Annotated in this window: 10 protein-coding genes and 1 tRNA gene; 3 read left to right on the top strand and 8 right to left on the bottom strand. The window is 69.1% G+C overall.

Annotation, left to right across the window (positions count from 1 at the left end; genetic code table 11):
• Positions 1-172: 172 nt before the first annotated feature.
• From ACGGCP_RS18720 to ACGGCP_RS18690, 7 genes are all read right to left on the bottom strand, one after another.
• A complete protein-coding gene (locus ACGGCP_RS18720; protein ID WP_392967745.1) occupies positions 173-1,873 on the bottom strand; it encodes an ABC transporter substrate-binding protein in 1,701 nt (566 codons plus the stop codon).
• Between the two features lie 241 nt (positions 1,874-2,114).
• A complete protein-coding gene (locus ACGGCP_RS18715; RefSeq protein WP_392967743.1) occupies positions 2,115-3,803 on the bottom strand; it encodes an ABC transporter family substrate-binding protein in 1,689 nt (562 codons plus the stop codon).
• 125 nt (positions 3,804-3,928) lie between these two features.
• Positions 3,929-5,950 carry a HelD family protein gene (locus ACGGCP_RS18710; RefSeq protein ID WP_392967741.1) on the bottom strand — a complete coding sequence of 674 codons (2,022 nt, stop codon included), beginning with the start codon at positions 5,948-5,950 and terminating at the stop codon, positions 3,929-3,931.
• A gap of 83 nt (positions 5,951-6,033) precedes the next feature.
• Positions 6,034-6,540: a hypothetical protein gene (locus tag ACGGCP_RS18705; RefSeq protein WP_392967739.1), complete on the bottom strand. Its 507-nt coding sequence runs from the start codon at positions 6,538-6,540 to the stop codon at positions 6,034-6,036.
• A 142-nt stretch (positions 6,541-6,682) separates the two neighbouring features.
• The gene (locus tag ACGGCP_RS18700; RefSeq protein ID WP_392967737.1) at positions 6,683-6,973 is read right to left on the bottom strand and encodes a GNAT family N-acetyltransferase; all 291 of its coding nucleotides are present in this window, start codon (positions 6,971-6,973) and stop codon (positions 6,683-6,685) included.
• A 10-nt stretch (positions 6,974-6,983) separates the two neighbouring features.
• On the bottom strand, positions 6,984-8,474 hold the full coding sequence (locus ACGGCP_RS18695) for an MFS transporter (RefSeq protein ID WP_392967735.1): 1,491 nt from the start codon (positions 8,472-8,474) through the stop codon (positions 6,984-6,986).
• Positions 8,461-9,117 (bottom strand): LppX_LprAFG lipoprotein, encoded by a 657-nt coding sequence (locus tag ACGGCP_RS18690; protein ID WP_392967733.1) that lies wholly within the window; start codon positions 9,115-9,117, stop codon positions 8,461-8,463. The genes ACGGCP_RS18695 and ACGGCP_RS18690 overlap by 14 nt, the downstream gene beginning before the upstream one ends.
• Positions 9,118-9,294: 177 nt before the next feature.
• On the opposite strand from ACGGCP_RS18690, the gene ACGGCP_RS18685 reads away from it, so the two are divergent.
• The gene (locus ACGGCP_RS18685) at positions 9,295-9,612 is read left to right on the top strand and encodes a DUF3817 domain-containing protein (RefSeq protein ID WP_392967731.1); all 318 of its coding nucleotides are present in this window, start codon (positions 9,295-9,297) and stop codon (positions 9,610-9,612) included.
• A gap of 49 nt (positions 9,613-9,661) precedes the next feature.
• Here the strand turns inward: ACGGCP_RS18685 and ACGGCP_RS18680 are convergent.
• A tRNA-Arg gene (locus ACGGCP_RS18680) sits at positions 9,662-9,734 on the bottom strand.
• A 350-nt stretch (positions 9,735-10,084) separates the two neighbouring features.
• On the opposite strand from ACGGCP_RS18680, the gene ACGGCP_RS18675 reads away from it, so the two are divergent.
• Positions 10,085-12,454 (top strand): ribonucleoside-diphosphate reductase subunit alpha, encoded by a 2,370-nt coding sequence (locus ACGGCP_RS18675; protein WP_392967729.1) that lies wholly within the window; start codon positions 10,085-10,087, stop codon positions 12,452-12,454.
• Positions 12,455-12,533: 79 nt separating this feature from the next.
• The gene (locus ACGGCP_RS18670) at positions 12,534-13,529 is read left to right on the top strand and encodes a ribonucleotide-diphosphate reductase subunit beta (RefSeq protein WP_392967727.1); all 996 of its coding nucleotides are present in this window, start codon (positions 12,534-12,536) and stop codon (positions 13,527-13,529) included.
• Positions 13,530-13,565: the final 36 nt, after the last annotated feature.

Genomic DNA, 13,565 nt, shown 5'->3' with positions numbered 1-13,565 from the left:
ACTGGAGTTTATTCGTGATGTATTCGTGACTTTGCGCCGTGGAGCCTGTGCGCAACATGGACCGTGGGGCCGATGTGGCATCGGCCCCACGGGGGAATTCACTGAATTATCAGGACGGATGGTGTCGAATCGAATACCGCTTCGCACGCCCGTCCCGTCCTGGAATGTGGGACTACGGCTTCTTCCACTCGCGGACGTTCCACAGTGCAGACGCCTGGCTGTTCGGGTTCACCTCAGGGCCTTCGACCATCTCGGTGTTCCAGAAGATCGCCATGGGGCTGTTGTAGAGCGGCAGGGTGTACGCCTGCGCGACGGCCTGGGCGCTGATCTGGTTCGCGATCTCGGCGGCCTCGTCGAGCACGAGCGTGTTGCGGACGCCCGGCAACAGCTCGTTGATGACCGGGTCGTCGTAGCCGCCGTGGTTGGAGTCCGACTCCGGCGAGAAGTACTGGTCGGGCGAGGTGGTGAACGACGGGTTCGCGACCCACGAGTAGACGACGAGGTCGAAGTCGCCGCCGGAGAGGGTCGTGGAGAGCTCGTCGTCGCCGAAGCCCTTGAGCTCCAGGTCGATGCCCAGCTCGACGAGCTGGGCCTGGATGATCTCGCCGGTGAGCTTGCGGATCTCGTTGGAGGACGCGAAGCGGAAGTTGAACGCCACGACGTCGCCGTCCTTGTTGACGAGCTTGCCGTCGCCGTTCGTGGTGTAGCCCGCGCCGGTGAGGATGGTCTTGGCCGCCTCGACGTCGCCCTTGCCGTAGTTCGCGGGACCGGTGTAGTCCTGGTAGTACGGGCTCTCCTCGGTGAAGAAGTGGTTGCCGAGCCACGGGGCCTCGGTGCCCGGGAAGGCGCGGGCCTTGATCTCCTCGATGTCGATGGCGGTGAAGACCGCCTGGCGCAGCGCCACGTCCTTGAGGAACGCGTTGTTGACGTTCATGTCGAAGTGCGACCAGGTCGCGCCCGCGTAGACCTCGTACTTGAGCTCCGGCTGCTCGTCGAGCGGCTGCATGATCTCGAGGCTGAAGTCGTTGGGCCAGCAGCCCGCGATGGTGCCCTGGCGCAGCTCGGTCACCTGGGCCTCGACGCCTTCGATGGCCTTCATGGTGAGCTTGTCGTACGACGCCGGCGTCGAACCCGTGTAGTTCTCGTTGGGCTCGTAGACGACGTACTCGCCGACCTTCCAGTCGACGGGCTTGTAGGCGCCGAGCACGACGGTCCACAGGTCGTCGTTGAAGAAGTTGATGGCGTCGCCCATGATCTCGGGGTCGGTCGCCCAGGCCTCGAAGCCGTTCTCCTCCGCGAAGTGGCTCGGGAGGTAGACGCCGCCGGTGAAGGTCCACTCGGGGTCGGTGGTGCCCTCCTTGAACGTGAACACGATCTTGCCCGGCTCGGGCTCCTCGATGCTCGCGATGTTCGCGCCGGTGGTGCCCGCGGGCAGGGCCTTCTCCTGGTTGGCGTGGGCCGGGTCGCCGGAGGTCGAGTACCACTGGAAGATGAAGTCCTCCAGGCGGACCGGCTTGCCGTCAGACCACTTCGCGCCTTCCTTGAGCGTGACCTGCACCTGCATCGGCGCCTCGTTGAGGAGCTCGGGCGCGCCTTCGAAGATCGCGTCGTCGTAGAAGACGTTGCCTTCGGGGTCCCAGTCGTAGCCGACCTGGCCGACCGGGTTCATGGGGGTGGTGGCGATGTTCGTCGCCGAGGCGTTGCCGGTGCCGGTGTTCTGGTTCCAGGCCGACCAGCCGGACGAGACCGCCCAGACCAGTTCCCCGCCGCGTTCGCTGCCGCCTTCATCGTCGTTGCCGCCGCACGCGGCGAGCATGAGGGCGGAAGACCCGCCGATGGTCAGGCCGCCGAATGCTCTACGAGTCAAAGCCATTGCTGTGTCTCCTCCATAGGGTGTCCGGCCGAGGGGTGCGCCCGATGCGCCGCTGGGGCTTCGTCGCCGTCAGGGGTGTGGCGGAGGGGCCAGGCGGCCGCTCGGCAAGTGTTGGGTGCCACAGTGCCACGCATCAGTGGCGAAGGGAACGCATCGGTACGAAGTTGCGCGGGCATTGTTACCGGACCGATACGCAGACGGGGCGGCCCGAAACGGGCCGCCCCTGCCGGAAACCCCTGGCCTAAGCGGGCTTCCACTCCTGGATGTTCCACATCGGGCCCGCCTGGCTGTTGCCGTTGGGGACGATCCCGTCGAGGTTGCCGTTCAGGTAGACGACCGACTGCGGCTCGTCGAAGATCGGCAGCGTGAACGCCTGCGGCACGACCATCGCCGAGACGTCGTTCGCGAACTGCGCGGCCTCGCCGATGTCGGTCGTGGAGCGCACCTTCGCGATCGCCTCGTCCAGGCCGTCGAGCCGGTACTTGCCGAAGTTCGAGGACGAGTCGGAGCCGAAGTACTGCTGCGGCGCGGTCGTGAACGCGGGCGTGCCCGACCAGCCGAAGATGACCAGGTCGAAGTCGCCCTCGGAGAGGACCGTGCCGAGCTCGCCGTCCGGGATGGCCTCGAGCGACACGTCGATGCCGATCTCGGCCAGGTAGGACTGCACGAGTTCGCCTGCGAGCGTGCGGGTCGCGTCGCCCTCGCCGTAGCGGAAGTTCAGCGTCACGGCCTGGCCGTCGGGCGTCATGAGCGTGTCGCCCGTGGTGTAGCCCGCGGCCTCCAGCAGCTGGTTGGCGGCGGCGGCGTCGCCCGCGCCCGGCTCGGGGTCGACCGCTTCGAGCGCGTTCTCCCAGTACTGGGACTGCTCGTTGAAGAAGTGGTTGGTGCGGGCCATGACCTCGGTGTCCGGGTAGGCCTTGGCGATGATGTCCGCGTTGTCGATCGCGGCGAACACCGCGTTGCGCAGCACCGCGTCCGACAGGAACTGGTTGTTCGCGTTCGTGTCGATGTGGAGCCAGATCGAGCCCTCGTAGACCTCGGTGGTCACGGCCGAGTCGTCGGCGACCTTGTCGAGCTCCTCCTGGCTGAACTCGCTCGGCCACGAGCCGTCGATCGAGCCCTGCCGCAGCTCGGTGATGATCGACTCGGTGCCCTCGACGACCTTCATCGTCAGCTTCTCCAGGGCGGGCTTCGTCGAGCCCTGGTAGTTCTCGTTGGCCTCGAACGTGACGTGGTCGCCCGCGACGCCCTCGGTCGGCGTGTACGGGCCGGTGCCCCAGGTGGGCGGGTTCTGCGTGAACCAGGTGGCGCTGCCGCCCATCTGGGCCGGGTCGGTGGCCCAGTCCGGGAAGCCGCTGGCCTCGGCGATGTGGGCCGGGTACATCGGCGTCTGGAAGTACTGCCACTCGGGGTCGAGATAACCGTCCACATAGGTCATCGTGACGACGTCGCCCTCCTGCGTGATCGAGGCGACGTTCGCGCCCCAGTCAGTGGAGGCGGGCAGGCACTGGGTCTGGTCGCAGTGCTCGGCCTTGCCGGACATCTGGTGCCAGACGTAGGTGAAGTCGTCGACGTCGAACGGGTCGCCGTCGGACCACTGGGCGTCCGGGTTGAGCGTGTAGGCCACGGTCATCGGCGACTCGCTGGTGAGCTCCGGGGCCTTGGCGAGGAGCGCGTCGTTGAAGACCCACTCGGCGTCCTGGTTGAAGTCGCCGAGCGAGGTCAGGGCCGGCGACAGGGCCTGGTGCAGGTATGAGGTGTTGCCGTCGGCCGTGTTCTCGTTCCACGACTCCCAGCCCGAGCTGACCGCCCAGGTGACGTCGGTGTCGCCGCCGCCCGAATCGCTCCCGCCGCCGCAGGCGCCGAGCGCCGCGGCGGCCAGCGCCGCCGCTCCGGCGAGGGCGCCCGCCCTCGCTTGTGCAGGTCGCATATATGACCACTCCCCCGTGTGTGATTCCACTGTGGGCCGCATACAGCCCGCAATTGGATCATCGTGACACCTGGAAGGGCCGGTTTCGGGAAGTTCCGGACAAACGGCGGGGCGCGGTGCGACCCTCACGCCTCCATTTCGCGCGGGAGCGGGTCGGCGTGGACGACGGTGAGGCGCGAGACGGCGCGGGTGAGCGCGACGTAGAGGTGCCGCAGGCCGACGCCGTCGATGGTCGCGCCGCCCGTGGCGGGGGCGGCGACGATCTCGGCGGGTTCGACCACGACGACGTGGTCGTACTCGAGTCCTTTGGCGAGGCTGGCGGCCACGACTTCGACGCGTTCGGTCCCGTCGAACAGGGCCCGGAGCGCCTCGGCCCGTTCGTCGGCGGCGATGACGCCGACGAGGCCTTCCTCGGCGAGCGCCTTCGTGACGGCTTCCCGCGCGCCGGCGGCGAGGTCGCCGTTCGCGATCACGTCGTAGGAGCCGTCGGAGCGGATGGAGCGGGCGGGCGCGACGTCGACGCCGAGGTGCGGGAGGACCCGGTTGGCGAGGGCGATGATGACGGCCGGGACGCGGAAGCCGGTGGTCAGCTCGGTGTGCTCGACCTGGTCCTTGCCGAGGTGGCGCATCTGGTCGGTCCAGGAGGCGGCGGCCCAGGGGGTGGTGCCCTGGGCGAGGTCGCCGAGGACGGTGACGGAGCCCTTGCCGGAGCGGCGGGCGATGACCCGGCACTGCATCGGGGAGAGGTCCTGGGCTTCGTCGATGACGATGTGGCCGAAGGACTCCGAGGGTTCGCGGAGTTTCATGTGGGATTCGATCTCGTCGGCGATCAGCAGGTCGCCGGGGGTGGGCCGGGCGGGTTTCCCGGCGAGGAGGGCGGCTTCGTCCTCGCTGAGGATGCCGCGTGTGGCGTCGGCGCGGAAGGCGGCGTCGGTGGTCAGCTTCTTCATGACGGTCTTGGTGTTGAGCTTGGGCCAGACGGCGTCGAGGAAGGCCTTCACGGACTCGGAGCGCTTGAGCTTGGTGGCCCATTTGTTGTCCGGGGAGTGGCCGGAGCGGATCTCGGCCTGGCGGCGGGCACCCTGCACGATCGCGTCCTCTACGGCTTTGCGTCCGCCGGTGTAGGTGCTGGTGTGCTTGCGGGCGTTGGTGATCGCGTCGTTCAGGTAGTTGAGGCCGAGGCGCCAGCGCCAGCCGCCGTCGGTGATGAGGAGGCCTTCGTCGGCGGTGACGCCGCCGTCGAAGGCGGTGCCGACGTGGCCCCAGACGGCGCGTTCGCAGACGAGGGCCATGCGGGCGTCGTGCTTGACGAGGGCGGCTTCGTGTGTGTCGGCGGCGAGGGCGGTGTGGGCGCCGGTGAGCTGTTGGACGGTGACCTGCCAGACGGAGGACTCGCCGAGGGTGGGGAGGACGCCGGAGATGTAGTTGAGGAAGCCCTCGTTGGGGCCGACGACGAGGACGCCGGCCTTGTCGAGCTTCTCGGTGTAGTTGTAGAGGAGCCAGGCGGCGCGGTGGAGGCCGACTGCGGTCTTGCCGGTGCCGGGGGCGCCTTGGACGCAGAGGTTGGCGGCGGCTTCGCGGCGGATGAGCTCGTCCTGCTCGGGCTGGATGGTGGCGACGATGTCGCGCATCGGTCCGGTGCGGGGGCGTTCGATCTCCTCGGTGAGGATGTCGGAGGCGACCTCCTCGCCGAGTATGAGGTTCTCGTCTTCGAAGCCGGTGATGCGGGCGCCTTGGAAGCCGAAGCGGCGGCGGCGGGCGACGTCGCGGCGGTCGTGGGCGGAGGCGCGGTAGTACTGCTCGGAGAGGGGCGCGCGCCAGTCGAGGACGAGCGGGTCGTTGTTCTCGTCGCGGATGTGGCGGCGGCCGATGTGGAAGTCCTCGCCGTCGTCCATCCAGATGCGGCCGAAGAAGAGGGCGATGTCGCGGTCGGAGAGGTCGGCGAGGCGGGGGACGGTGTAGTTGGCCATGGCCCAGCCGAAGAGGTGGTCGGACCTGACGTCGCCGAGGCCGAGGTTTCGGGTGGACTCGTCGAAGTCCCCTGCGTAGAGCTTGTGGATGCCTTCGGTGAGGTCGCGCATGGCGGCCATCTGGGCGCGGGCGTGCTCGTGGTGCTGCAGCTCGGCTTGGAGTTCGGATTCGGACACAGCTCTGCTCCCGGTGGATTTGCAGGATCGAGTGAGACGAACCGTCGAGCCTACCTACAGCTGACCTGCGGGAGCAAACCGATTTACCGGGCGGCGAGGGGCTTGACGTCCACGAGTCGGCCGTCGTCGCGGTGGAGGACCCATCCGGTGCCGGGAGGTGCGGTGTCGGGGCCGTTCAGCGGAAGGGTGAGGTCGTGTCCGGCGAGGTCGTGGCCGTCGCGGGCGGCGACGGCGACCAGGAGCGCGGCGAGGACGATCCCCTCGGCGCAGACGACGGTGGTGCGGCGCGGGTCGGGGAGGGTGCGGATCGCCTTGGCGGCCAGCCAGACCGCGGTGTGGGCGGCGTCGGGGAGCGCGGGCGCGGCGGCGCTCAGGTCGTCGGAGACGGCGACGCGGAGGTCGAGGCGGCTGGCGAGGGGCGCGAGGGTGTCGGCGCAGGCGCGGGCGGGGCCGCTGAGGAGGTTCGTGGGGTTGTAGAGCTGGAGGAAGTCGGCGAGCGACCAGGCGCGGCGGGACTCGGCGTCGGTGAGCGGGGCCGGTTCAGCGCCGGGGAGGGCGACGTGGCGCAGGAGGATGAGCGCGGAAAGCATCAGCGGCCCCCGTTCGCGCGGAGGCGGGACGAGGGCCGGGGCACGGCAACCGGGAGACGCATATTGAAGATGCTTCATCCCTAAGTGAACTGTGGATGAACCCGAAGTTGAAGCGCAGGTGAACAGTCCGCAGCAGAGCCGTCTAAGGCTGGTAGCGCAGGTCCTCGTACTCCTCGTGGCGCTGCATCCAGCGGTCCACGAACGGGCAGGTCGGGTAGGCCTTCGTGCCCTTCACGCGCAGGTCGTCGAGGGCGTGGCGCACGAGCCGGTCCCCCCAGCCCTGGCCGCGCAGCGAGCGGTCCACTTCGGTGTGCGGCAGCACGTAGAAGTCCTCGCGCGGGAGGTACTCGAGGTAGCCGAGCACAGCCCCGTCGTCGTCGCGCAGCTCGTACCGGTGCTCGTCGACATTCTCGACCACAGAAAGATCCGCCATGCGGCCAAGCCTATCCAGGCGAGGCCCCATCCAGCGAGGATCTGCGGGCTCGCACACGTCCGGGAATAAGGAGCGAGACGAGGGCGGCGGCGGCGCAGATGCAGGCCGCTGCAGTGAAGACTTCGGCGTACTGGGTGGCGAGGGCGGCGTTGAAGGCCTTGAGGTAGTCGGCTTGGAGGGCGAGGTATTCGGCCTCGGGGATGCCGAAGGGGAGGGGGGTGTCGAGGTCGGCGGTGGCGTTCTGGAAGCGGTGGAGGCTCCAGGAGGTGAGGGCGGCGACGCCGATGAGCATGCCCATCATGCGGGCGACGACGACCGCGGCGGAGGCGGTGCCGTGGCTGTCTTCGGGGGTGGTGCGCAGCGCCGCGGAGGAGAGCGGGGCGATGGTCGCGCCGAGTGCGGCTCCGGCGAGGGCGAGGCCGGGTTCGATGTCGGGGACCGTGGCGCCGATCCAAGAGAACGCGGCGGCGGCGAGGGCGAAGCCGATGACGGCGGGGAGGCGCTCGCCGAGGCGGGAGGCGGCGAAGCCGCCGATGAGGGCGCCGACGGGCAGGCCGACGAGGAACCACAGGAGCAGCAGCGCGCCGCCGGTGGAGTCGAGGCCGCGGAGGGTCTGGGCGAGGAGTTGCACGTCGACGAGGGTGACCATGAGGACGGCCCCGGCGGCGAGGCTCGCGGCGAGTCCGGCCGCGAAAGGACGCCAGGCGACTCCGGCCGAATCGAGGAGCCGCGTGGTCGAGAAGCGTTGCTGGAAGCCGAAGACGACGAGGACGGCGACGCCGGCGAGCACCGTCGGGAGGCCCCAGGACGGGAGGACGGCCGCTTCCGGGTCGGGGTTATAGAGCCCGACTGTGAAGAGCCCCAAGGCGACGGCGATGAGGAGGCCGCCGGTCCAGTCGATCCGCGCAGTGTCGCGTCTCGCCTCGGTCTTCGGCAGGGCGTAGTGGATCGCCAGCGCCGCAAGGAGGGCGAGCGGGAGGTTGATCCAGAAGATGCCGCGCCAGCCGACGAGGGCGGCCACGCCCGCGCCGAAGAGGGGGCCGAGGACCGCGCCGAGTTCCTGTGCGGCGCCGACCCATCCGAGGACGGCGGGCCTGCGGCGGGCGGCGAAGAGGTCGGCGGCGAGGGCCATGGTGACGGGCAGGAGCGCGCCGCCCGCGAGGCCTTGGAGGGCGCGTCCGGCGACGAGGGGCCAGAGGGCGGTGGCGGTGGCGCTGACGACGGAGCCGGCGGCGAACGCGGCGAGGCACGCGTAGATGATCGGCTTGCGGCCCAAGCGGTCCGAGAGGCGCCCGAGGAGCGGCATCCCGGCGGTGTAGCCGAGGAGGTACCCGGTGACGAGCGGGGTGGCGCGTTCGAGGTGGTTGACTGGGATCCGGAGCTCGCCGATCATGTCGACGAGGACGGACACGAGGACGTAGGCGTCGATCGAGCCGAGGAGGACGGCGGCTCCTGCCGCGCCGATGGCGAGCCTGCGGCGGCCCGCCTCAGGGGGCGTCAACGGTCACGTCTCGGTCGTAGTCGGTGAGCAGGAGGGTCACGGTCGCGTCCCCTTGGGAGAACTCGGCTTTGACGACGCGGGAGGTCTCCTGGTCGAACCAGACTGTGGCGGCGTTCCAGTCGCCTTCGGCGGGGATGAGCGCAGCGAACGCGGCGGGGTCGAACTCGACGCTGTAGCGGTAGGTGTCGGTGCCGTCGACCTCTTCGGTGTCCTGCGGCTCGGCGGAGTCGACCGCTTCGAGGAGGGTCGCGACGCCGGCGTCGGGATCGAGCAGCAGCGTGGGGTCGTAGGGCAGCATGTCGTCGCCGACGGGGATCTGCTGGAAGCCGCCGGTGGGGCCCTTGACCCAGGCGTCCTCGCCGATGATGACGTACTCGGCTTCGATGTCCATGCCGAACGCGGTGAGGGTCCCGGTGCCTTCGGCGGAGCCGTCGGCGGTGATGACACCGTCCGCGGCTTTGACGTCGAGCCCGGGGACGTCGCCGTCGACGGCGAGGTCGAAGCGGACGTTCTCGACCTCGCGCATGGCGGTCGCGGCGTCGGGGAGCATCTGGTCGGCCGCGGGCAGGTCGCCGCCGCCGGAGCAGGCGGCGGCCGCGAAGAGGGCGAGACCGGCGGTGACCGCGAGGGGTATCGAGCGCATGGCCCGATCCTATGTCGAAGCGGCGCGCCATCGCGGTCCTCGGCCCGGTGAACATCACAGCGGGCGCACCGATTCCCGGTGGCGGTGCGCGTTGACGACTCGCAAGCTTCGTCGTTACTGTCGACCGCAGGAAACCCCATGTCACCCCGTGGAACGCCGTCGAAAGGACACCCTGCCGTGCTCGCGAACCCCGTCTTCCGGTACCGGATGCTGACGCTCGCCGAGGGGTGGTCGTTCGTGCTGCTCCTCGTGTTCGGCTCGCTCCTGAGCCGTGTCTCGGACATCGACCTGGTGATGCCGCTCGGGGCCCTGCACGGCGCGCTGTTCGTGCTCCTGGTCCTCGCGACCCTCTTGATCCGCCGCCGCCTCGACTGGGGCTTCGGCACCACCCTCGTGGCCCTGATCTGCTCGGTGGTCCCGTTGGCGCCGTTCTTCTTCCACCACGCGAAGAAGGACGAGTTCCTGGAGGCCGAACGCGCCGCCCAACCCGCCTGAGGCAACGAAAAATCCGCCCGAGTCGACAGACTCGGGCGGATTCGCGTTGTGCCCCCGGCAGGATTCGAACCTGCGACACCTGGTCCCGGAAACCAGTGCTCTATCCACTGAGCTACGGAGGCGCAGCGGTGATGATGCTACCAGTGTCCGGGCGGAGCGTCGCAGCCGGTTTCGCCGGTGAGGATCACACCCGGGTGAGTGCGGCGGTTTCGCGGGAGGAATGTCGGCGGGCGGGTCTAGGCTGACCCGGCGGGAACCCCCGAGCCTAGCTGACACGCTGGGGGTTCGGTGTCCGAAACACCGGAAAACCGCAACATCTTGGGGCGACCCCAAGTGCCGACCACTACATGTATGATTCTGCTCTGTCAGGTCGGTGCTGTCAGCTCCCGTTCCCACTGCGCGGGGAGGGCGGCGCCGCCGCGCCGCCAGCGCGATCCGCAGCAGATCGCAACGTCACCGAGGGGATGCAGAGATGACCGGGCTCGCCACCACGCCATCCGCCACCACCACCGCGCCGCAGCAGCGGGAACCCGAGCAGGGTCCCGCCGCCCTCATCGCCGAGCGCCTCCGCACGCACGCGGCCGGACTGCCCGATGTGGACGCCGAGAAGGTCATCGCCCAGATCGAGGCGGGCCTGTGGCCCGGCGCGACCGAGCAGGCCCTGCGCGAGCGGGCCATCGAGATCACCTCGGCCACCGTCGCCTCCGAGCCCACCTACTCCAAGCTCGCGGCGCGGCTCCTCGCCGAGCACATCGCCGACGAGACCGCGCGCGAGGGCGTCACGAGCTTCACGTCGTCCATCGCCGCCTGCAACGCGAACGGCCTGCTCGCCGACGACCTGGTGGCGTTCGTGGACGCCAACGCCGCCGCGCTCGACGCCGTCATCGACGAGACCGCGGACGACCGCTTCGAGTACTTCGGCCTGCGCACGGTCTACGACCGCTACCTGCTGCGCCACCCCGAGCACCGCACCGTGCTCGAGCGCCCCCAGTACTTCATGCTCCGCGTCGCGTGCGGACTGAGCCAGTCGGTCGAGGAGGCCGCCGAACTCTACCGCCTGCTGTCGACGCTCTCGTACCTGCCGTCCTCGCCGACGCTCTTCAACTCCGGCACCCGCCGCGCGCAGCTCTCGTCGTGCTTCCTGCTCGACTCCCCGAAGGACGAGCTCGACTCGATCTACGAGCGCTACAGCCAGGTCGCGCGCCTCTCGAAGTACGCGGGCGGCATCGGCATCGCATGGTCGCGCGTCCGCTCGCGCGGCTCGCTCATCCGCGGCACCAACGGCCACTCGAACGGCATCGTGCCGTGGCTGCGGACCCTCGACTCGTCCGTCGCCGCCGTGAACCAGGGCGGGCGCCGCAAGGGCGCCGCGTGCGTGTACCTCGCGTCGTGGCACGCCGACATCGAGGAGTTCCTGGAGCTGCGCGACAACACCGGCGACGTCGAGCGCCGCACGCACAACCTGAACCTCGCGAACTGGATCCCCGACGAGTTCATGCGCCGCGTCGAGAACGACGAGCAGTGGTCGCTGTTCGACCCGAAGGAGACCCCGGAGCTGGTCGACCTCTGGGGCGACGACTTCGACCAGGCCTACCGGGCCGCCGAGGCCGCGGGCAAGGCGAAGAAGGCGGTTCCGGCGCGCGACCTGTACGGGCGCATGATGCGCACGCTCGCGCAGACCGGCAACGGCTGGATGACCTTCTCCGACACCGCGAACCGCACGTCGAACCAGACGGCGCGCAAGGAGAACGTCATCCACCTCTCGAACCTGTGCACCGAGATCCTCGAGGTGACCAACGACTCCGAGACGGCCGTGTGCAACCTCGGCTCGGTGAACCTGGCCGAGCACACCACGCCCGAGGGCTTCGACTTCGCGCGTCTGGAGGAGACCGTCCGCACCGCGGTGAAGTTCCTCGACCGCACGATCGACCTGGGCTTCTACCCGACCGCGGAGGCCGAGAAGGCCAACCGCAAGTGGCGTCCGATCGGCCTGGGCTGCATGGGCCTCGCCGACGTGTTCTTCAAGCTGAAGCTCGCGTTCGACTCCGAGGAGGCCCTCGCGCTGTCGACCGCGATCGCCGAGCGCATCGCGATCGTCGCGTACGAGACCTCCGCGAAGCTCGCCGCCGAGCTCGGGGCGCACCCGAACTACGACGAGACCCGCGCCCACGACGGCGTGCTGCACGTCGACCACTTCGCGGACGCCCGGATCACCCTGGGCGAGCGCTGGGACGCGGTGCGCGCCTTGATCGGCGAGCACGGCCTGCGCAACTCGCTGATGATCGCGATCGCGCCGACCGCGACGATCGCCTCGATCGCCGGCTGCGCCGAGTGCATCGAGCCGGTCGTGTCGAACGTCTTCAAGCGCGAGACCCTGTCGGGCGAGTTCCTGCAGGTCAACCGTCACCTGATCGCCGAGCTCAAGGAGCTCGGGATCTGGAACGAGCAGGTCCGCCAGGCGATCGTGGTCGCCGAGGGCTCCGTGCAGGGCATCGACGCGATCCCGGCCGAGCTCCAGGAGCGGTACCGCACCGCGTGGGAGCTGCCGCAGAAGGCGCTCATCGACCTGGCCGCGGCCCGCACGCCGTTCATCGACCAGGCCCAGTCGCTCAACCTGTTCCAGGCCGCGCCGACCATCGGCAAGCTCTCGTCGATGTACCGCTACGCCTGGAAGTCGGGCCTGAAGACCACGTACTACCTGCGCAGCCGCCCGGCCACGCGCATCAACCAGACGACGGTGAGCGCCGCGCCCGCGCAGCAGCAGCCGACCGAGCTGGAGGTCATCCCGGCCGACATCGCGTGCTCCCTGGAGAACCCGGAGAGCTGCGAGGCCTGCCAGTAAGACCCCGGGGGCGGGGTCCTGCGGGGCCCCGCCTTCCCCTTGCTCCCCACCGCAACCGACGACCTGAGAGGAACACCCGATGCTGCTCGACCCGGGCATGAACCTGACCCTGCGACCGATGAAGTACCCGGACTTCTACGACCAGTACCGGGCCGCCATCAAGAACACCTGGACCGTCGAGGAGGTCGACCTCGCGTCCGACCTGACCGACCTCGCCGGGTTCACGCCCCAGGAGCAGCACCTCATCCACCGCCTCGTGGCGTTCTTCGCCACCGGCGACACGATCGTCGCGAACAACCTGGTGCTCAACCTGTACCAGCACGTCAACTCCCCCGAGGGCCGCCTGTACCTGTCGCGGCAGCTGTTCGAGGAGGCCGTGCACGTCCAGTTCTACCTGACGCTGCTCGACACCTACCTGCCCGACCCGGACGAGCGCGCGAAGGCGTTCGACGCGGTCAACAACATCCCGTCGATCAAGCGGAAGGCCGACTTCTGCTACAAGTGGATCGACGAGGTCTTCGACATGCAGGAGCTGAAGACGGCGGACCACCGCCGCAAGTTCCTGCTCAACCTCATCTGCTTCGCCGCGTGCATCGAGGGCCTGTTCTTCTACGGCGCCTTCGCGTACGTGTACTGGCTGCGCAGCCGGGGCCTGCTCGACGGGCTCGCCACCGGCACCAACTGGGTGTTCCGCGACGAGTCCTGCCACATGAACTTCGCGTTCAGCGTGGTCGACATCGTGCGCCAGGAGGAGCCCGAGCTGTTCGACGAGCAGATGCGCCAGGAGGTCACCGACATGCTGCAGGAGGCCGTCGACGCCGAACTGCAGTTCGCCGAGGACCTCATCGGCGAGGGCATGCCCGGCATGACCGTCAAGGACATGAAGTCGTACCTGGAGTACGCCGCCGACCAGCGCCTCGTGCGCCTCGGCATGCCCAAGAAGTGGGGCTCGGAGAACCCGTTCCCGTTCATGGCGCTCCAGGACGTGCAAGAGCTGACGAACTTCTTCGAACGTCGCCCGACCGCCTACCAAGTGGCCGTGGAAGGCAAGGTCGACCTCGACGAGGAGTTCTGATCCGAAGCCGCTCGACATCTCCCATGAGCGGCGGAA

Source organism: Glycomyces sp. NPDC048151, from assembly GCF_043202775.1.
Taxonomy (GTDB): domain Bacteria; phylum Actinomycetota; class Actinomycetes; order Mycobacteriales; family Micromonosporaceae; genus Glycomyces.
This window is presented reverse-complemented; position numbering and strand designations above follow the sequence as displayed.